Origin of the sequence: Flavobacterium arabinosi, from assembly GCF_048158725.1 — a bacterium.
Taxonomy (GTDB): Bacteria; Bacteroidota; Bacteroidia; order Flavobacteriales; family Flavobacteriaceae; genus Flavobacterium; species Flavobacterium arabinosi.
Genome location: NZ_JBLNKX010000001.1, coordinates 233,589 through 253,034, shown reverse-complemented (window position 1 = coordinate 253,034; position 19,446 = coordinate 233,589). Strand labels below are relative to the sequence as shown.

The following is a 19,446-nucleotide window of genomic DNA, read 5'->3' as shown; positions in this document are numbered from 1 at the left end:
TACGGTTTAAACTTTTAATTACTCAAAAATACTAAGTTTAAATCGTTTTTTATTATGAATTCGTCAAATTTTAAATAAAAAAAAACACAAAGCGCGCAAGAAAAAAAATACATTTTAAAATTGAACGCTTTGTGTTCTTAATGAAATAAGTTTTGCTTAAAACTGTGCTACTTCAGTAGAATCTTTCATGGCTATTGTAGAAGATTTTCCTGTTGTAACGGTGTTTTGAACTGCATCAAAATAAGATGTTCCTACAAAACCTTGATGTTTTACTGCTTTGAAACCGTGTTTTTGCAATGCAAATTCTCTTTCCTGTAATTCAGAATATCCAGCCATTCCTCTTTCTTTGTACGCTTTTGATAATTCGAACATGCTCGTGTTTAGTGCATGGAATCCAGCCAAAGTGATAAATTGAAATTTGTATCCCATTTCAGCTAAGTCTTCTCTGAAAGTTTCCATTTCGGCAACAGATAATTTAGCAGCCCAGTTGAAGGATGGAGAGCAATTATAAGCCAACATTTTGCCGGGAAATTCTTTGTGAATAGCATCAGCAAATTGTTTTGCGTAAGCCAAATCAGGATTGCTGGTCTCCATCCATATCAAATCAGCATAAGGAGCATAACTCAATCCTCTATCAATTCCTTGCTCAACACCACAATTTACATAGAAAAATCCTTCTCCCGTTTTTTCTCCTGTAATGAATTTTGTGTCTCTTGGGTCAATATCACTTGTCAACAAGTTGGCCGCATCAGCATCTGTACGGGCAACAATTAACGTTGGCGTTCCCATTACATCGGATGCTAATCGTGCTGCAATCAGTTTATTGATGGCTTCTTGTGTTGGTACTAATACTTTTCCGCCTAAGTGTCCACATTTTTTAGCAGAACTCAATTGGTCCTCAAAGTGAACCCCGGCAGCACCCGCTTCAATCATCGATTTCATTAATTCGAATGCATTTAGATTACCACCAAAACCAGCTTCAGCATCAGCAACTATAGGAACTAAGTATTGTTTTTTATCCGTAGCTCCGTTTACAACTTGTATTTGATCTGCACGTAAAAGCGCATTATTGATTCGTTTTACAACTAATGGAACGCTGTTTGCAGGATATAAAGATTGGTCAGGATACATTTCTCCTGCAACATTTGCGTCAGCAGCAACTTGCCATCCGCTCAAATAAATAGCATCTAACCCCGCTTCTACTTCTTGAATTGCTTGATTTCCGGTAAGCGCACCAAGTCCGGCAACAAAATCCTGAGAATTAAGTTTTTTCCATAAATTATTGGCGCCAATTTTAGCAACGCTATGTTCTATAACATAAGAACCTTGCAATTTTACAACTTCCTCAGCTGTGTATGGGCGTTCAACTCCTTTCCATCTTGGGTTTGTTATCCAATCGGCAACTAATTCCTGAATTCTTGTTTCTGTTGTTTTCATAATATGTTTTATGGTTTGTTTGGTTTATTTTTAGATGTATTTGTACCCTGGAATGGTTAAGAATTCGATGAAATTATCGTTTACAACAAGCGTGTCTAACAGTTGTTCCGCTAACCTGTATTTCTGTTTTTCATGATTTTCATCTCCAACAGTTTTTCTTATTTTTTCAAATTCTTCCATGGCTATTCTGTGATAGCATTCTTCATTTAATATTTTTTTATTATCCAAAACCACTTCGTTTTTGAGCCATTGCCACAATTGTGATCTCGAAATTTCGGCAGTGGCGGCATCTTCCATTAAATGATGTAATGCAGCAGCACCTTGTCCATTGAGCCATGAGGCTATATATAAAACGGAGATACTGATGTTTTTTCTAACGCCTTCCTCGGTAATTGTTCCTTCTGGGGTTTCCAGTAAGTCTTTTTCAGTAACGTGTACATCGTCTCTTTTTACATGAATTTGATTTTTCGTTGGCATATACTTGTCGAATACTGTCATGGCAATTGAAACCAAATCTGGATGGGCTACCCAAGTGCCGTCATGTCCATTTTTTGCTTCTCGTTCTTTGTCGGCAATCACTTTGTTGAAAGCAATTGTGTTGGCTTGCTCATCATTTTTTATAGGAATTTGAGCTGCCATTCCACCTATTGCATGTATGTTGCGTTTGTGGCATCTTTGAATTACCAATTGTGAATAGGCGCTCATAAATGGCGATGTCATTGTTACTTGATCTCTATTTGGAACAATAAAGGCGGGGTTATTTCTTAGTTTTTTGATGTAAGAAAAAATATAATCCCACCTTCCGCAATTAAGACCTACGATATGATCTCTCAATTCGAAGATTATTTCGTCCAATTGAAAACTGGCAGTTATTGTTTCGATTAAAACTGTTGCTTTGAAAGTCCCGTTTTGTTCTCCTAAATATTCTTGTGCAAATTCAAAAACTTCATTCCACCACCTTGCCTCTAAATAATGTTCCAGTTTTGGTAAATAAAAATAGGGTGCAGTTCCATTTTTTATCAGTTCTAAGTGATTATGAAAAGCGTATAAACCAAAATCAATAAGTGAACCTGAAGCCTGTTGACCGTGAATCAAAATATTTTTTTCTGATAAATGCAATCCTCTTGGACGAACAATTAAAACTGCTGTATTTTCATTTAATGAGTATTTTTTGTTCTTTAAAGGGTCGTCTAAAGTGATGGTTTTATTTACGGCATCTTTTAAATTTTGTTGACCAGTCATTAGGTTATTCCAAGTTGGGGAAGTGCTGTCTTCGAAATCAGCCATAAAGGTTTTTGCTCCTGAATTCAGTGCATTGATAACCATTTTTCTATCAACAGGGCCTGTTATTTCCACTCTTCTGTCTAATAAATCTTTTGGAATTGCTGCCGCACGCCAGTTGCTTTCTCTAATACTTTTTGTTTCGGTAGAGAAACAAGGTAAAGCACCAGCATCAAATCTGACTTGTTGGTTTTTTCTTTCCTCTAATAACAAAAGTCTTTTGTTATTGAAATTTTTGTGTAAATCAGTTAAAAATTCAATGGCTTCATCCGTCAATATTTCAGGATAATGCTGATTCGTTTCAGTAGAAAACTGGAACTCTCTTTCGGTTGTTTCTGGTTGGTGTATCATGGTTAATATGTTTTACATGACAATATTATAAAAAAGTTTTTACAAAACAAGCGAACGTACGCTAAAAATGAAAAAAATATTTTTTTGACATTTTTGTTTTTTAGCGTATCTTTGAATTTATGAATGTAGAAAAGGATTACATCAAGTTGATTTTTGGGTTGAAGCTCAAGCAGGCTCGAACAAATAAGAATTTGTCACTATTTGGTTTGGCAAAAATTACTGACCTTTCAAAATCGTATTTAAATGAAATTGAAAAAGGAAAAAAATATCCTAAAACAGATAAGATTATTCTTTTGTCTGAAAAATTGGACGTTTCGTACGATCATATGGTGTCTTTAAAGCTGGATAATAATCTGGCTCCTATAGGTGAAATCTTAAAATCAGGAATTTTAAAAGAAATTCCTTTGGAGATTTTTGGGATTCAAGAAAACGATCTTATCGATATCATTGCCAATGCGCCAGCTAAAGTGAATGCCTTTATAAGTACGATTATTGAAATTGCACAACATTATAATTTAACCCGTGAAAGTTTCTTCTTAGCTGCGTTGCGTTCGTATCAAGAAGCACACAATAATTATTTTGAAGATTTAGAATTGAAAGTGTTGCAATTTTCTAAAGCGTTTCATATAAATATTGATGCTAAAATTTCTATTGAAGAATTATCAGCCATATTAACTGAAGAATATGGTTATACAATTAATGAGATTGTTTTTTCGGAACAAGAAGAATTGGGTGATTTAAGGTCTATATTCGTCCCTAAAAGCAAGACTTTGTTGCTTTCATTAGATATTGATGAACCTCAAAAAGCTTTTATTTTAGCAAAAGAAATTGCTTATAATTACCTTGAAATTACCGAAAGGTTGTACACGTTCAGTTGGATAAAATTTGATAATTTTGATCAGGTTCTGAATAATTTTTACGCTTCTTATTTTGCTGGAGCGTTACTTATTCCTAGGCAAAAATTGATTGATGAGTTGAATGTGTTTTTGTTGAAAACGGATCCAAAACCACAGGAAATGATTGAGCTTATGGGTAAATTTAATGTTTCGCCTGAATCCTTCTATCAAAGACTGACGAATATTTTACCAAAGGATTTTCAGTTAAAAAATTTATTTTTCCTTCGATTGTCACACAAAATTGGTGCTGATACGTATCAAATTAAAAAAGAATTACACATTACCAATCAACAGGAGCCACACGCTAATGAAATGAATGAGCATTATTGTAGAAGATGGGTTTCAATTAAAACAATTGAAAATGCAATTAAACAAAATAAAATGCACTTTTTTGATGCGCAAATTTCACGTTATGACAATAGTAATAATGAGTATTTGGTATTTTCTTCAGCGACACTTGATCCTTTCAAAAAAGATTGTTTAAGAAGTATATCAGTGGGAATATTGATTACGCCAAGTGTCAAGAAAAAGTTTAAAATCATTGATAATAAATCCATACAAAAACAAATTGTTGGGGTGACTTGTGAAACTTGTGCGGTGAAAAATTGTTTGGAAAGAGCTTCGCCTCCAATTCAGTTAGAGCAAAAGACTCGAAATGAAAACACAGATTTAATCGTACAACAATATATGAGCAAATTCAGTTAAACGGATGCTCTGTTTAAGTAAAAAGCACCGAAAGTTCAATTAAGAATTCTCGGTGCTTTTTTCAGTAGGAATATAAAATTAATCAGCCCATTTGTAATAACGAGCTCCTAATAGGTTTGGAATTTCTTTTTCTATTCGGTCCAAAATCCATTCGTTTTTTGGAAGTTGAATGCTTTGTTTCTGTTCTTTTTTATGCAGTTTTTCATAAGTTTCAAAATCAATTTCAAAGCTTTGTTTTAAGGTTTCGAAAAGTTTAATGTCAGCTATTGCAGTTTTCCAATCGGGCTGAATTTCACCTTCGAAAACTTTAGATTTAGAACCACTTCCGTAAGCTAAAAAACCAAATTTTGAATTTGAAATTTCTTTTTTAGTATCATAAAAATGTGCCAAAGTAGAAAGTAACCCCATAAAAATGGAACCGGTATATAAATTACCAATTAATGAAGAAGCTAATTCAGCTGGCATTAATTTTTTATTTACAAAATTTTGGTATTCTTCAGATTTACTGATTCCCTTCAATTTATTTTGGTATTCCGAAGCGTCTTCATCTCCGGTGATAATTTTACTTTCTGCATCCAAGGCATAAATCTCAGATAACATGCGACGTCCTTGAAATGCATAAGGTAAATGCATGATGATGCTTTCCCATGAATTATAGATAGTTTCGCTTGTGTTTTTTAATTTTTTTAATGAAAAATAGGCGTTTCTGGTACGATCCATGTAACATTGGTTGGAATATTGTCCGTCAAAAACCGGTTGGTCTTTGTGGATTTCTATTTCCGCTTCAAGATTGTCAAACCATGATTCGTTGTTTTTATTTCCTGTGATTTCTTCTTTTGAAAGTGTTCTAAGCGGCTTAAAAAAATCAAAAACACCTTTTGTGCTTGTCGCCCAATTGTTGTCAAATGCAATAATTCTTGGATTTGAAGTTACCAGCATTGCTAAAGCTCCGGCACCTTGAGTGTATTCCCCGGTTGAATTTAAATCGTATTTCGCAAAATCTGTGGTGACAACAATTGCTTTCTTGGTTGGATTTAATTTTACAAAATCAATACAGTTTTGTAATGCATCAACACCGCCAATACAAGCAAATGTAAAATCAACTACATCACATTCGGACAAAGTGTTTTCTCCAAATTTTTGTTCCATTAATGCAATTAGAAATGAGCTGATTGGTTTTGAACTATCAATAGAACTTTCGGTTCCAACATATATTCTTGTAATTTCATTTAGATTCAGATTGTTTTCTTGGATCAGTTTAGTCAAAGCGTTTGCTGCAAAAACTACTGTATCTTGATGCGAATCTGGCAGTGTCATTTTGATTAATCCTAAACCTTTTTCTAATTTTTCAGGTTCAATATTTCTGGCTTTCGCCAAAGTTTTAATAGGTAAATGTATTTTAGCAACATCAAAAGAGATGGAATCAATTCCTGTTTTCATTATTCAAATTTTAAAATGTAAAGTTAAAAACGCATTGTCTTGGTACAATTGTTTTAGGAAATAAAATCAAGGTGCTTGGTGTTTTTATTAATTTATAAATAAATAATAATAAAAATTATTGAATCGGTAATTTTAGCCTCTTTGAGGATTGATTTTTGGTAAATTTCATTATCTCTTATTTAAGATTTATTTCTTTTTTGTTTAACCGTTTATTTTGCTGTTTTTTGAATTTTGTTTGATTTTTAAGGATTTCTTGGTGTTTTGTGTAAAACACTTTAAAATCATTATAAATAACAACGAAAAGGTTGTAGTTACTGTCTAATTGCTTTATTTTTGTAGAATTTTTTAAAACAAATTATATAAATCTTATGGCAAAATCTGCATTATTGAAATCGTCAATAGCAAAAAAAGTAGCTATGGCGCTTTCAGGACTTTTTTTGATGTTGTTTCTAGCACAGCATTTTTTTATCAATATGACATCGGTATTTAGTGCCGATACTTTTAATTCAATATCCCATTTTATGGGAAATAATCCATTAGTTCAATTCGTAATACAACCTATATTAATCATAGGTGTAGTTTTTCACTTTATTATGGGTTTTGTTTTGGATTTTAAAAATAGAAGTGCGAGGCCAATTGCTTACGCAAAGAATAACGGAGCTGCAAATTCTTCTTGGGCTTCAAGAAATATGATTATTTCGGGTTCAGTAATTTTGGCATTTTTAGGATTGCACTTTTATGATTTCTGGTTTCCGGAAATGGTGTACAAGTATGTAGAATGTAATCCGTTAGATGAAACAAGGTATTTTCATGAACTAGTTGCTAAATTTGAAAGCCCGGTTCGTACAGCATTATATAGCTTGTCTTTTCTATTGTTAGCATTACACTTACAACACGGATTTAGTTCTTCTTTTCAATCTGTGGGATTCAATAATAAATATTCTAAAGGTTTGAAAAATTTCGGATTAGGATTTGCTTATGTAGTTCCTGCCGGATTTATTTTTATTGCACTTTTTCATCATTTCAATCATTAATATTCAATTATAATGGCATTAGATTCAAAAATTCCTAGTGGTCCAATTTCGGACAAATGGACAAATTATAAAGATCATATTAATTTAGTAAATCCTGCTAACAAACGTAATTTAGATATAATTATAGTTGGTACAGGTTTAGCTGGAGGTTCTGCTGCTGCAACTTTAGCAGAATTAGGATATAACGTAAAAGCTTTTTGCTTTCAAGATTCGCCACGTCGTGCGCACTCAATTGCTGCACAAGGGGGAATCAACGCTGCAAAAAATTATAAAGGAGACGGTGACTCTGTTCACAGATTGTTTTACGATACTGTAAAAGGTGGCGATTATCGTGCTCGTGAGGCTAACGTACACCGTTTGGCTGAAGTTTCATCTAATATTATTGACCAATGTGTGGCGCAAGGGGTTCCATTGGCTCGTGAATATGGAGGATTGTTAGATAACCGTTCTTTTGGAGGAACTTTAGTTTCTCGTACTTTTTATGCACAAGGGCAAACAGGTCAACAATTGCTTTTGGGTGCTTACTCAGCAATGAACCGTCAAATTGGTCGTGGTAAAGTAAAAATGTACAACCGTCACGAAATGCTAGATTTAGTAGTAGTAAACGGAAAAGCAAGAGGAATTATCGCTCGTAACCTAGTTACTGGTGAAATAGAAAGACACTCTGCTCATGCTGTTGTTATTGCTTCTGGAGGATACGGAAACGTTTTCTTCTTGTCAACCAATGCTATGGGATCTAATGCTACTGCAGCATGGAAAATCCACAAAAAAGGAGCTTTCTTCGCAAATCCTTGTTACACTCAAATTCACCCAACTTGTATTCCGGTTTCTGGAGATCATCAATCGAAATTGACATTAATGTCAGAATCATTGCGTAATGATGGACGTATCTGGGTTCCTGCAAAATTAGAAGATGCGCAAGCGATTCGTGAAGGAAAGAAGAAAGCAACTGATTTATCTGAAGCTGAAAGAGATTATTTCTTAGAAAGAAGGTATCCTGCTTTTGGTAACTTAGTGCCTCGTGATGTAGCTTCCCGTGCTGCCAAAGAAAGATGTGATGCTGGTTTTGGAGTAAACAAAACAGGAGAAGCAGTTTATTTGGATTTTGCCGCAGCTATTCAACGTTACGGAAATGAGCAAGCCTATGTAAAAGGACTGGATACTAAGGATACTAAATTAGTAACTAAATTAGGTACTGAACTTGTAAAAAGTAAATACGGGAACTTGTTCCAAATGTATTATAAAATTGTAGATGAGGATCCTTATACTGCTCCAATGATGATTTACCCTGCGGTACATTATACAATGGGAGGTACTTGGGTTGATTATAACTTGCAAACTACAATTCCGGGTTGTTTCTCAATCGGGGAATCAAACTTCTCAGATCATGGAGCGAACCGTTTAGGAGCTTCGGCTTTGATGCAAGGTCTAGCTGATGGGTATTTCGTATTACCATATACTATTGGAGATTATTTAGCTCCAGATATTAAAATGGGAACAATATCTACAGATTTACCTGAATTTGTTGCTGCTGAAAAAGCGGTAAAAGATCAAATCGAAAAATTCATCAACAATAAAGGAACACATTCGGTTGACTATTTCCATAAGAAATTAGGAAAAATTATGTGGGACAAAGTTGGAATGGCGCGTAACGCAAAAGGATTAAATGAAGCGATTGTAGAAATTGCTGCTTTACGTGAGGAGTTTTACAAAGAAGTAAAAGTTCCTGGGGATGCTAATGGATTGAATCAAGAATTGGAAAAAGCGACTCGTGTTGCCGATTTCCTTGAATTGGGAGAATTGTTTGCTAAAGATGCTTTACATCGTAATGAATCTTGTGGAGGACATTTCCGTGAAGAATACCAAACTGAAGAAGGTGAAGCGCAACGTGACGATGAGAATTTCGCTTACGTAGCTGCATGGGAATACACTGGAAAACCAAGTGAAGCTGTTTTGCATAAAGAGCCGTTGGTATTTGATAACGTGAAATTAGTTCAAAGAAGTTATAAATAGTATTTCGAGGAAAATCTTGAAGATTACTCTTAATACTTAATACTTAAAAAAAGATGAAACTTACATTAAAAATATGGCGTCAGAAAAATGCCGCTACAGAAGGAAAAATAGTCGAATATCCTATAGATCATATTGAACCAGATATGTCATTTCTTGAAATGCTTGACATTTTGAATGATGAATTAATCATGAAAGGGGATGAGCCTGTAGCTTTTGACCACGATTGTCGCGAAGGAATTTGCGGAATGTGTTCTTTGTATATCAATGGTGAAGCTCACGGGCCAGACAGAGGTGTTACAACGTGTCAATTGCACATGAGAATGTTCAAGGATGGTGATACCATTTTTATTGAGCCATTTAGAGCAAAAGCATTTCCAGTAATTAAAGATTTAGTTGTTGACAGAAGTTCTTTTGACCGAATTCAACATGCTGGTGGATTTATATCAGTAAATACATCTGGTAATACAATTGATGCAAACACAATTCCAATTAACAAGAAAGATGCTGATGATGCTTTTGATGCAGCTGCTTGTATTGGTTGTGGCGCTTGTGTTGCGAGTTGTAAAAACTCATCGGCTATGTTATTTGTTGCTGCAAAAGTATCTCAATATGCTTTATTGCCACAAGGAAGAATTGAAGCTACCGACAGGGTTTTAAATATGGTTAGCCAAATGGATGCTGAAGGTTTTGGTAACTGTACTAATACTGGAGCTTGCGAAGTAGAATGTCCAAAAGGAATTTCTCTTGAAAATATCGCTCGAATGAACAGAGAATATATGTCTGCAAGTTTGAAAGGATAAAAACACATAAAATAAAATTAAGAAACGCATTCAATGTAAAAGTTGAATGCGTTTTTTTTATCTTTATAAAAATGATTTCAAATGAAAACGTCACTTATACAATCGTCTTTATATTGGGAAAACCCAAAACAAAATCGAGATTATTTCGAAGAAAAAATCAATACAATTAATGATGATATTGATTTGATTGTACTTCCTGAAATGTTTACATCCGGATTTACGATGAGTCCAGAAAATGTTGCGGAGACGATGCAAGGTGAAACCGTAACGTGGCTTAAAGCATTGGCCAAAGCCAAAAACACCGCTATAACAGGAAGCTTAGTTATAAAAGAAAATAGTAATTTCTATAACAGAATGGTATTCGTTTTTCCATCAGGAGAAATTCAATTCTATGACAAAAAACACTTATTTACTCTGGCCGGTGAAGACAAAGTGTATACAAGCGGAACCCAAAAAATCATTGTGGATTATTTAGGTTGGAAAATCTGCCTGCAAGTATGTTATGATTTAAGATTTCCTGTATTTACTAGGAATTTTGAGGATTATGATTTATTAATTTATGTTGCGAGTTGGCCGAAAATAAGAATAAATGCCTGGGATGCATTGCTTAAAGCCCGTGCAATAGAAAATATGTGTTATACGATTGGGGTTAACAGAATAGGAGAAGATAACAATGGGTATCAATATACGGGACATTCGCAAGTGGTAGATTTTCTTGGAAATTGTATTGTCGAACCGGTCGAATCTGAAAGTATTTTCTATGCTGAATTAAGTAAAGAAAAGATGTTGCAAACCAGACAAAAGTTAGGTTTTTTAAATGATAGAGATGTTTTTGAAATAAAAAAAGGATAGTTTATTTATTCTCTTTTATCAGTTTTCTTTTTAGGTTCAGGAATGTAAGGAATACTCAGGTCAAAAATTTGGTTTACATCCCAATTAGCGCGAATATCTATTTCTTTAGAAAAATAAATCACTTCTTCTGCTTGGTATTTTTCTAAATAATTTCCGGAATCCCATTCTTTATTTTTGTTTTCATCATAAATAGCTCTGAGTGTATAAAGCCCGGGCTCAATTAAATTAAAGTCAACTGTCGTGTTCTTTTCAGTGTATTCAGTGGCTAAAACTTCACCTTTTAAATTGGTCAATTCTACAATCACAGGAAATTGTTTTGCATTTTGTAAAGACACAGTGAGATTTCCGTAATCATCAGTACTTTTGGTGGTTATTTTATAAGTTAGTGAATCATTTGATTTTTGAAAAAAATCAATTAATGCGCCAGGGAGAATGGAAATGCTGTAGTTTTCTGAGGGTTCTTTCTTAAAATCGAAATACAATTTCTGATTAAATTCATCATATTCAGTTGTAAAAGGAACAGAAATAGCTGCTTTGTTAACTAATTTTATTTTAGAATTGTCAAAAGTTACCAATGGTGTAGCGGTTTCTAAAGTAAATCGTTCTTTAAAATTTGATCCACTATTTTGTACAGCAGTTATATTTAGAGTGTCTTTTTTCTGGTCTTTAACTTTAAAGGAAAAATTTACGCTGTATTTGTCTTTGGCTACAGCCAAAGCTAACGAATCGGTTTTTAGGGGTTTATACCATATTTGTAACGAATCTTTTTTAGATAATTGTGTTACAATGGTGGGAATGATTTCATTGTGATTTTTTAAGGTTATTTTTGGCCTTGAATTGGCTTGACTCATCTTTCCTTCATAGCCCATCAGTAATCTATTTCCAGACGCTTGGCTTGGTTTATAAGCCTTGAATGGGAGAACTTCTTTGAATAGTGTTAATTCGTAAATGGAGTCGTTTGGAACGGTAATGAATTGTTTATTAAATCCAATTTTATCTTTTTTTGGATTAAATTTATTATTATTATTGTAGTCTTTCATAGCTACAAGAAGGTATTTTCCTGCTTTAAGATTTTCAAGACGAAATGTTTTTAGACTATCCAATGTGCTTGTGATGTATCTCGGATTTTTAGTATACACAATTGAATCCTTAAAGGTGTCATTTACTTCATACAACAAGACTGAAACGAATGATTCCACTTCTTTTTCATAGGCATCTTTTACAGTTCCGCTAAGGGATAAAGAATCGATATAGTCTCCCGTTGAAAACACATACTTGAACTGGTTTAATGGATTTTCTTCATTATTATCTGCAATACTCTGACCAAAGTTGAAACTATAAGTCGTGTTAGGTTGCAGCGTGTCCTTTATTTTGATTGTAATAGATTTACTTACGGTTGTAGGAAGAATCAAAGGTTCGTTTTTCATTGGTGGTGAAATAACCAACTGTTTATTTAGATTCTTTAATTTTATATTTTCGTCAAAGACCAATTTAATTTCATTTCCTTTGAAATTGGTATTGAAATTCTTTGGGAAACTTGTTTTTAAAACGGGAGCAATAGTGTCTTTTAAGCCTCCGGTAATGCTTCCTCTTTTTGCACAGCCAATCATAAATAAAAGCAGGAATATGGAAATATATTTTAAATTGTTTTTCAACATATCAAATCAAAATTAGAATTTACAAAATAACAATTATAATTAATGTAATCGAAACTTTTTATCGAATTATTATGAGGGATTTAACGAGGCTTACTTTTATAATTCTTCTTGTTTTTTATGATTTTTAATGTTTAAATTTACATGGGTTTAAGGTTGGTAAATTTTAAAAAATACAATTTTTCTGCCTTTAAATTTTATAAATTAATTTTCAGTTGAATATTTAAATAATGAGAAAAATAGAACACATTGGGATTGCAGTTAATGATTTAGAAACTTCAAATTTAATTTTTGAAAAGCTATTAGGTGTTCCGGCCTATAAATTTGAAGAAGTAGAAAGTGAAGGGGTAACGACTTCTTTCTTTAATGTTGGTCCTAATAAAATTGAGCTTTTAGCAGCCACTAATCCCGATAGTCCTATTGCGAAATTTATTGCCAAGAAAGGAGAAGGAATACATCATGTCGCTTTTGATGTAGAGGATATTGTGCTGGAAATAGCGCGTTTAAAAAAAGAAGGCTTTGTTATTTTGAATGAAACTCCAAAGAAAGGTGCCGATAACAAGCTAGTCGCTTTTTTACATCCAAAAAGTACTAATGGTGTTTTGATTGAGCTATGCCAGGAAATTCGATAATTTTTTTTAGATAAAAAAGATAGAATTCTAATCTTCAGTTGGTTTCAATTAGAAAGTTCTTAATAATGAAACTATCTGAAAATCTAAGTCGAAAATATTTGGAGCAAATGAAAAATAGTAGTAATATTGCAAACTCTTAACCGGTCCTATAGCTCAGTTGGTTAGAGCACCTGACTCATAATCAGGTGGTCCCTGGTTCGAGCCCAGGTGGGACCACTAGTAAAATCAAGCCTTTACAGCAATGTAGAGGCTTTTTTGTTTTCATCAGTACAATATATGTATAACAAATTGCTGATCTCACAAAGATAGTAAACTTTTCATTCTGTTTCAATTAGCTGTATTTTTTAGTATTTTTACTTTTCAATTAAAAATAATTAGCGTTATGGCAAAAATAATTGAAAAAATTTTTTTCTTTCTTCATCAACAAATACAAAAGGTAAATTCTACAATAACCTCCAAAAAGGTTCCACTTATTTTAGCCCCGCTATTACCTATTTTGGTAGTTATCGTCAGTGCTTTTCAGTTATACAATGGTGATTTTATTCCATTCCATTTAATAATTCTAATTTTTGGAGTTATTTTTTCATTTTTACTTACAGTATCATCCATATATTTTTTAAAAGGTGATAATATTTTTAATCGATATAATAGAGAAAAGTCAAATAGTAATTTATCTCAGTTCCAAAATACATCAAAGTCTTCAAACAATGTGTCTGAAAAAAAAGTAGCTGATTTAATTGATGCTAATAGAGAAGCAATAAATTACTATTACGTTGAATTTAAAAAGATTGAACTATTTAACGATGACACATTATTAATTGACTTTCAAAGTTTGATTGCTAATTGCTTAAAAAAATCTAAGAACAATTATTTTTTTAAATTAGAAATTAGTGCTCAGGAAACACACGCTTTTATCAATGAATTTATGATTCCTTTCTTGATAAAATTAGATTCAAACCGTGTAATACCTAAAAAAAGTATAGCTTCTCTGTTACAATATAAAAAAGCCGGTAAATATATTCCTGTAAATGAAAAGTCATTATCCGATAAAAATAGAATAACCGTTACCCTTTGTCAAAAAAAGGTATATGAAAGTGTTCAAAAAATGTAAATTCCCCGAATTATTATGTGACCAAGTCGCAATTCCACGTTTCATCTAGTTTCATTCCAATAGTTTAGCCTCATAATTCTAAAACAAAAATTATGAACCCACAAAAAATTATTGAACAGTTAAATGAAATTAAAATGATGATTACAAAAGGTAATCAGTTCCAAAAAGAGATTTTTACTATTAAAGATCTCATGAACTATACAGGCTTTTCAGATAGTACGATTCATAAATTATCTGCTAAAAAATTAATCCCTCATAACAAGCCAACCAACGGGGCTTTATTCTTCGATCGAGTTGAGATAGTTGAATGGATTAGAAAGCACAAAGTCTATTCAGATGAGGAAGTTTTGTCTAAATTTTCCAAGCAGTTAAAAAAATAAGCGTTCAAAAATGCACTTTTGAACGCTTAGAAATTTTTATATGTAACTCAAAAGAGTATATGCAAATATAAGCATTATGCTCATTCATCAATTATTTATTTATGGACGAAATAAGCGTATATGATGTGTCATCACGCAAGGATTCTGTGTATGACAAAATTCAGGAAGAATTATCTAAGTATTTTAAAATCAAGTTTAATGAAATTGCATTGGAGTACGAAATTTTTGATGCAAACTCTTCATGTAAAATCGATTTTAACGAGTCCTCTCTGTTGATACATCTTCATAGAGAAAAATTAAATGTTAGTCCCCAAGTTTTTAAAACATATTTAAAGTCGCATTTTGTAGAACGTATCAATCCGCTGATAGAGTATTTTAAAAGCTTACAGCCCTGGAACGGTAAAGATCATGTCAAAAGGTATGCCGACTATGTAAATACGGACGACAACGAATTGTTTTACCTCCATCTTCTTAAATGGGCAGTTCGTGCTGTTAAAACGGTATTTCTGAAGGAGGCTATAAATAAACATGTATTGGTTTTAGAAGGAGGTCAGAGTTTTGGTAAATCTTATTTTTTAAATTTTCTATGTCCAACCCAACTTGAAAAATATTTATATACAAATTTAGGAGTAGGAAGGGATGAACGTATCAAGTTGGCTAAATCTTTGATTATTAATGTTGAAGAATTAGACGTAATGGGAAAATATGATATCAATGCTATTAAAGCACTGATAAGTCAAGTTTCTGTTAATGAGCGTTTACCATATGCAGATAAATCAACTTTACTATATCGGACTTGTTCATTTTTAGCGTCAACAAATCGTGCTGAATTTTTATGTGATGATACAGGTTCTGTAAGGTGGATTATTTTTAGCGTCATTGAGAAGATTGACTTTTCCTATAGTAAAGAATTTAATATAGATGATTTTTGGTCACAAGCTTACCATATTTTTAAAAATCAAAAAGACTTTAAATCAGATTTAACTCAGGAAGAAATAAAAGTTAATGAATTGAGAAATGAACGTTTTACCATACAATCAGTAGAGAATGAATTTGTTTTAAAATACTATTCGACTAGTGATAATCTTTCAGATTTTAGGACACCATCGGAAATTGTAACAGAACTACAGGTTATGGGGCATAAATTAAATGCTCAAAAAGTTGGCTCAGCACTAAAAAAACACAATTTTATCAGAATCAAGCATGCAAAACGTCAAGTATATGGATATTTAGCAAAAACCAAATTTAGGGATTCGCCTTGGGGATTTACAGATTCTTAAACATACTTACCTAGTTACCTGATTTTATTTTAATTAATTGAATTTAAACAACTTATATAGGTAGGTAACCAATGACAATCAATGCTTGGCTTACCTTAATTAGGTAACTAGGTAAATCAAAAATAAAGCACCTTTTTTTAATATGCCTATTATAGCTGTCCAATTTCACTAGGTAGCTAGGTAGGTGAAAATTCAAATTATAGTGAACGATATAGAAAAATTAAGAAATATTCCAATGATCAATATTTTGCAAAGATTAAATATTGAAACCATTGAAAAGAAAAAAGAACAGTTTTGGTTTAAAGCTCATTGGAGAAATGAGCAAACGCCTTCTGTAAAATGCGAGCATAATCTTTTTTATGACTTTGGTGAAGGTTTTGGAGGTAATACTGTGGACTTTATTATGAAGTATTTTTCCATTGGTTTTTTACAAGCAGTTAGATGGCTACAAAGTGAGGATGTTATTTTTTCTTTTGACCAGCCTAAACAAAATGTTTTTCTGGAGATGAAAAAAGAAAAGCAATATCGTGTGGAAAGAATTCAACTTTTACAAAATAAAATTTTAATTGATTATTTAAATACAAGAAAATTGAACATTGAAATATGCAAAAGATATTTAGATGAAGTGTATTATAAAATAAAGGATAGGAAATATTTTGGAGTAGGATTTAGGAATGATCAAAATCAATTTGAAATTCGAAATAAATATGCAAAATTATGTTTAGGAATAAAATGGTTTACATGGATTAACAAAAGTAATAAATCCATAATAGTCTTAGAATCGTGGTCGGATTTCATTTCATTATTGACGTTGTATCCAAAATGTGAAAAGTCAAAAGATTTCTTGATTTTAAATTCTCTATCCATGCTTTCGAAAGTAGACCAAGTATTAAATGTTTATTCTGAACTTTTGTTTGCGCTGGACAACGATGTTGCGGGTTCGAATGCAACAGAAAACTGTTTAAAGAAGTGGAATTTAGCAGGAGTTAGATGTAAAGATATCAGGTATCTGTTTCATGGCTCAAAAGATATAAATGATTTCTTGATTTTAAATACTAAAACAAGTGGTTAGGCTTGTGAGTGATACTTTGAAAGAGCTTATAATAGCAGTGTATTTAGTAGCAAGTAGGACAGGGGCGGAAAAACCCCTATCCTACTTGCTCTGCGAGGCTAGAGTCTTGAAAATAAGGCTTTCTTTAAGAATGAAGTTTATAAGATTTTATAATTTAAATATAATTTATTACTTAACTCATTGATTAACAGTTTTAAAAGTTATAATTATGACTAAAAAAAGTATTATTATAGATGAAAAAGCTCATGTAGAACTTGGGAAATTATCTGAAAGTTTACGAATGAATTTGGGTGCTCTTATACAAGAAATGATTTATTATTTCAAAAAAACAGGTATCGATCCCAAAGATGCTGTAAACAAAAATCCAGCTTTAATGGTTGCCGCTTTAGACAAAAGGATAGTCTCTTTTTTAAAAGTTCAAGAAAGAGATATTTTGAAACCATTAAGACAAGATGTTTTTAATTATCAAAATGCCCAAAAAGAAGAAATATCAAAATTAATTATTTCGATAAACAAACTTCTAGATCAACATTCAGAACGAATAACTGAAATAAAAAAAGCTCATCTTGAGAATCTAAACAAAATAAATAGCAATGATCAAGAAAGAACTAAAATGATAATTTCTGAATTACAAAAAAACAGACAAGCCATTTTGCTTATTTGTCAACTATTAGATGACAAAAACAAATCTGGTACTTTGGGTAAAATTAAATCTCTTTTTTCATAATGCCAATATCTAAACCACATAGTACACTTGGAGCGGACAATAAAGGAAGTTGTTCCAACTTGGCTATTTACTTAGAAAAGGAAAATGAAGAATTAGATAGAACCATCAAGAAGTCTTCCTCAATGAGTGAAATATCTCAGCTAGAAAATAGAAAACAAGGTTTCTTTACCGCTTCAGAGATTAATATCAGCACGATAGATGTTATTAGTTCTATCGATAATAATAAAAGAAAATTAGGCGCAAATGATGCTAAATATTTTGCTCCAACAATTAGCTTCAGCGAGAATGAGTTGGGTCATATTGCCTTTCTGGCTACTGGTAAAAGAGAAGTTACGAGTGTTTTTGACTTAAATTCATCTGAATTAGAGCAATTTAATAATCTTATAAGAGAGTATGGACGCAAAGTTATGGACAACTATGCTTTGAATTTTAATCGTCAAGACAAGGGGATTAAAACGGGTGCTGATTTAGTTTATTTTGCAAAAATTGAGCATTTTAGAAAATACAAGGGTACCGATAAAGAGGTTATTAATCGAAAAGAAATTTCTGGAGAGTATAAAAAGGGACTGCAATCTCATATTCACATAATTGTTTCCAGAAAAGATAAAACACAAATATTAAAATTAAGCCCTACTTGTAATGAAAAACAAACCAATAGAAAAATTGGCAATAACGAATATCAAGTGGGATTTGATAGAGTGAAATGGATCAATTCGAACGAAAAAACCTTTGATGAACATTTTAATTATAAACGAAAAGAACTTGAAAAATTTCAAAATCAAAATATTTTAAAAAATGGAAGTCCTCAGGACAAGCATGAAATCAATAAAAAATTAGAAATAGAATCGATTAATATGGATGATATAAAAAAACAAATTAGGAATGCTCATTTCAATGTTTTGAGGACAAAACCAAACAATTTAAAAGAGTATCAGCAACGAATGATAAAATTTGCTATTCAAGTTTTACCAACAATAAATAAAGGTGATTTTACCCAAGAGAATCACTTTTTTCACGAAAAATCAGGAATAGATTTCAAAGCGAGTGAAGTTGATCAAAACTTAAAACTCAATGAATTATTTAGTGCTGATAATAAAACAACGAAGCAATTGCAACAAACTGAACCGTCATTAGAGGATTGGAAGATTAATACCGAAAAATTAGTATCTATCTTATCATTTCTGCCCTTTGAAATTGCCCTAGCTGTTGATGATGAATTGCCAAAAAGAAAGAGAGTAATAAGAAATTGATAGTATCAAAACTAATAGAATAAAAACAAATGATTCTTTATATGTAGAATATGTTGTGTAGGCAAACGTAAAATATACAAAAGAGAAACCATTAAAACGGTAGGATTTATTACTCAGAATTCAACTAATCCAATTCTAAAGTCTTATTATTATTCTGTTAAACCTCCATCTAGTCGGGAGAATTAAAAAAGTGTTCCCTTTAATGAATTGTTTACAAGACGGGAGAATCATTTTATCATAATAAAGTAGTAATACAAACAAAACCCAATACTTGATCTGGATTCTGATATTAGGTTTTGTTTTTTTAGGGAAGTGTCCATTTTAGTGCCGATATTCAATAATTTGGGTTACTTTTTATTCTTTGAAAGGATAATTGCAGTTATTAAATTTTACTAAAACACAGTCTAATAAAAAATGAATATATTTGAAATAAACTTTCGATTTTCATCACTTTAAAAGCTAAATACAGCTTTTAGTATTTCCACGTAAATGTATAATTTAGAAGCTACTTTTAACAAAAAAAGCATTAA

General features: G+C 32.1%; 16 protein-coding genes and 1 tRNA gene. 13 read left to right on the top strand and 4 right to left on the bottom strand.

The window, feature by feature from the left end; translation table 11 throughout:
* Positions 1 to 156 precede the first annotated feature (156 nt).
* A complete protein-coding gene (aceA, locus tag ACM55K_RS01000) occupies positions 157 to 1,437 on the bottom strand; it encodes an isocitrate lyase (protein WP_416848365.1) in 1,281 nt (426 codons plus the stop codon).
* Positions 1,438 to 1,467: 30 nt separating this feature from the next.
* Positions 1,468 to 3,069 carry a malate synthase A gene (gene aceB / locus ACM55K_RS00995; protein WP_416848364.1) on the bottom strand — a complete coding sequence of 534 codons (1,602 nt, stop codon included), beginning with the start codon at positions 3,067 to 3,069 and terminating at the stop codon, positions 1,468 to 1,470.
* A 119-nt stretch (positions 3,070 to 3,188) separates the two neighbouring features.
* Between aceB and ACM55K_RS00990 the strand changes: the two genes are divergently transcribed.
* Complete coding sequence (locus ACM55K_RS00990; protein WP_416848363.1) at positions 3,189 to 4,670, top strand: helix-turn-helix domain-containing protein; 1,482 nt, start codon at positions 3,189 to 3,191, stop codon at positions 4,668 to 4,670.
* 78 nt (positions 4,671 to 4,748) lie between these two features.
* Here the strand turns inward: ACM55K_RS00990 and ACM55K_RS00985 are convergent, their stop codons facing one another.
* Complete coding sequence (locus tag ACM55K_RS00985) at positions 4,749 to 6,110, bottom strand: hydroxymethylglutaryl-CoA synthase family protein (protein WP_416848362.1); 1,362 nt, start codon at positions 6,108 to 6,110, stop codon at positions 4,749 to 4,751.
* Between the two features lie 368 nt (positions 6,111 to 6,478).
* On the opposite strand from ACM55K_RS00985, the gene ACM55K_RS00980 reads away from it, so the two are divergent.
* The 4 genes from ACM55K_RS00980 (at position 6,479) to ACM55K_RS00965 (ending at position 10,809) form a co-directional block, all read left to right on the top strand.
* On the top strand, positions 6,479 to 7,144 hold the full coding sequence (locus tag ACM55K_RS00980) for a succinate dehydrogenase cytochrome b subunit (RefSeq protein WP_416848361.1): 666 nt from the start codon (positions 6,479 to 6,481) through the stop codon (positions 7,142 to 7,144).
* Positions 7,145 to 7,156: 12 nt separating this feature from the next.
* Entirely contained in the window at positions 7,157 to 9,157 is a 2,001-nt protein-coding gene (locus ACM55K_RS00975) for a fumarate reductase/succinate dehydrogenase flavoprotein subunit (RefSeq protein ID WP_416848360.1), read from the top strand.
* Between the two features lie 53 nt (positions 9,158 to 9,210).
* Positions 9,211 to 9,957, top strand: a complete 747-nt coding sequence (locus ACM55K_RS00970; RefSeq protein WP_416848359.1) for a succinate dehydrogenase/fumarate reductase iron-sulfur subunit — start codon at positions 9,211 to 9,213, stop codon at positions 9,955 to 9,957.
* Between the two features lie 81 nt (positions 9,958 to 10,038).
* Positions 10,039 to 10,809, top strand: coding sequence for an amidohydrolase (locus ACM55K_RS00965; RefSeq protein ID WP_416848358.1), 771 nt, complete (start codon positions 10,039 to 10,041; stop codon positions 10,807 to 10,809).
* Positions 10,810 to 10,814: 5 nt separating this feature from the next.
* Here the strand turns inward: ACM55K_RS00965 and ACM55K_RS00960 are convergent, their stop codons facing one another.
* A complete protein-coding gene (locus ACM55K_RS00960) occupies positions 10,815 to 12,467 on the bottom strand; it encodes an Ig-like domain-containing domain (protein ID WP_416848357.1) in 1,653 nt (550 codons plus the stop codon).
* A 227-nt stretch (positions 12,468 to 12,694) separates the two neighbouring features.
* On the opposite strand from ACM55K_RS00960, the gene mce reads away from it, so the two are divergent.
* From mce to ACM55K_RS00920, 8 genes are all read left to right on the top strand, one after another.
* Positions 12,695 to 13,096, top strand: coding sequence for a methylmalonyl-CoA epimerase (gene mce, locus ACM55K_RS00955; RefSeq protein ID WP_416848356.1), 402 nt, complete (start codon positions 12,695 to 12,697; stop codon positions 13,094 to 13,096).
* Between the two features lie 142 nt (positions 13,097 to 13,238).
* Positions 13,239 to 13,312: transfer RNA gene (locus tag ACM55K_RS00950), tRNA-Ile, on the top strand.
* Between the two features lie 166 nt (positions 13,313 to 13,478).
* A complete protein-coding gene (locus tag ACM55K_RS00945) occupies positions 13,479 to 14,207 on the top strand; it encodes a hypothetical protein (protein ID WP_416848355.1) in 729 nt (242 codons plus the stop codon).
* Between the two features lie 92 nt (positions 14,208 to 14,299).
* Positions 14,300 to 14,587 carry a helix-turn-helix transcriptional regulator gene (locus tag ACM55K_RS00940; protein ID WP_143376224.1) on the top strand — a complete coding sequence of 96 codons (288 nt, stop codon included), beginning with the start codon at positions 14,300 to 14,302 and terminating at the stop codon, positions 14,585 to 14,587.
* Positions 14,588 to 14,688: 101 nt separating this feature from the next.
* The gene (locus tag ACM55K_RS00935; RefSeq protein WP_416848354.1) at positions 14,689 to 15,867 is read left to right on the top strand and encodes a VapE domain-containing protein; all 1,179 of its coding nucleotides are present in this window, start codon (positions 14,689 to 14,691) and stop codon (positions 15,865 to 15,867) included.
* 184 nt (positions 15,868 to 16,051) lie between these two features.
* Positions 16,052 to 16,939, top strand: a complete 888-nt coding sequence (locus ACM55K_RS00930) for a toprim domain-containing protein (RefSeq protein ID WP_416848353.1) — start codon at positions 16,052 to 16,054, stop codon at positions 16,937 to 16,939.
* A gap of 208 nt (positions 16,940 to 17,147) precedes the next feature.
* Entirely contained in the window at positions 17,148 to 17,666 is a 519-nt protein-coding gene (locus tag ACM55K_RS00925) for a BfmA/BtgA family mobilization protein (protein WP_416848352.1), read from the top strand.
* A complete protein-coding gene (locus ACM55K_RS00920; RefSeq protein WP_416848351.1) occupies positions 17,666 to 18,916 on the top strand; it encodes a DUF5712 family protein in 1,251 nt (416 codons plus the stop codon). Before ACM55K_RS00925 ends, ACM55K_RS00920 begins: the two co-directional genes overlap by 1 nt.
* Positions 18,917 to 19,446 lie beyond the last annotated feature (530 nt).

Coding starts and splice junctions, on each gene's coding strand:
- aceA (WP_416848365.1), bottom strand. CDS start 1,437: ATGAAAACAACAGAAACAAGAATTCAGGAATTAGTTGCCGATTGGATA.
- aceB (WP_416848364.1), bottom strand. CDS start 3,069: ATGATACACCAACCAGAAACAACCGAAAGAGAGTTCCAGTTTTCTACT.
- ACM55K_RS00990 (WP_416848363.1), top strand. CDS start 3,189: ATGAATGTAGAAAAGGATTACATCAAGTTGATTTTTGGGTTGAAGCTC.
- ACM55K_RS00985 (WP_416848362.1), bottom strand. CDS start 6,110: ATGAAAACAGGAATTGATTCCATCTCTTTTGATGTTGCTAAAATACAT.
- ACM55K_RS00980 (WP_416848361.1), top strand. CDS start 6,479: ATGGCAAAATCTGCATTATTGAAATCGTCAATAGCAAAAAAAGTAGCT.
- ACM55K_RS00975 (WP_416848360.1), top strand. CDS start 7,157: ATGGCATTAGATTCAAAAATTCCTAGTGGTCCAATTTCGGACAAATGG.
- ACM55K_RS00970 (WP_416848359.1), top strand. CDS start 9,211: ATGAAACTTACATTAAAAATATGGCGTCAGAAAAATGCCGCTACAGAA.
- ACM55K_RS00965 (WP_416848358.1), top strand. CDS start 10,039: ATGAAAACGTCACTTATACAATCGTCTTTATATTGGGAAAACCCAAAA.
- ACM55K_RS00960 (WP_416848357.1), bottom strand. CDS start 12,467: ATGTTGAAAAACAATTTAAAATATATTTCCATATTCCTGCTTTTATTT.
- mce (WP_416848356.1), top strand. CDS start 12,695: ATGAGAAAAATAGAACACATTGGGATTGCAGTTAATGATTTAGAAACT.
- ACM55K_RS00945 (WP_416848355.1), top strand. CDS start 13,479: ATGGCAAAAATAATTGAAAAAATTTTTTTCTTTCTTCATCAACAAATA.
- ACM55K_RS00940 (WP_143376224.1), top strand. CDS start 14,300: ATGAACCCACAAAAAATTATTGAACAGTTAAATGAAATTAAAATGATG.
- ACM55K_RS00935 (WP_416848354.1), top strand. CDS start 14,689: ATGGACGAAATAAGCGTATATGATGTGTCATCACGCAAGGATTCTGTG.
- ACM55K_RS00925 (WP_416848352.1), top strand. CDS start 17,148: ATGACTAAAAAAAGTATTATTATAGATGAAAAAGCTCATGTAGAACTT.
- ACM55K_RS00920 (WP_416848351.1), top strand. CDS start 17,666: ATGCCAATATCTAAACCACATAGTACACTTGGAGCGGACAATAAAGGA.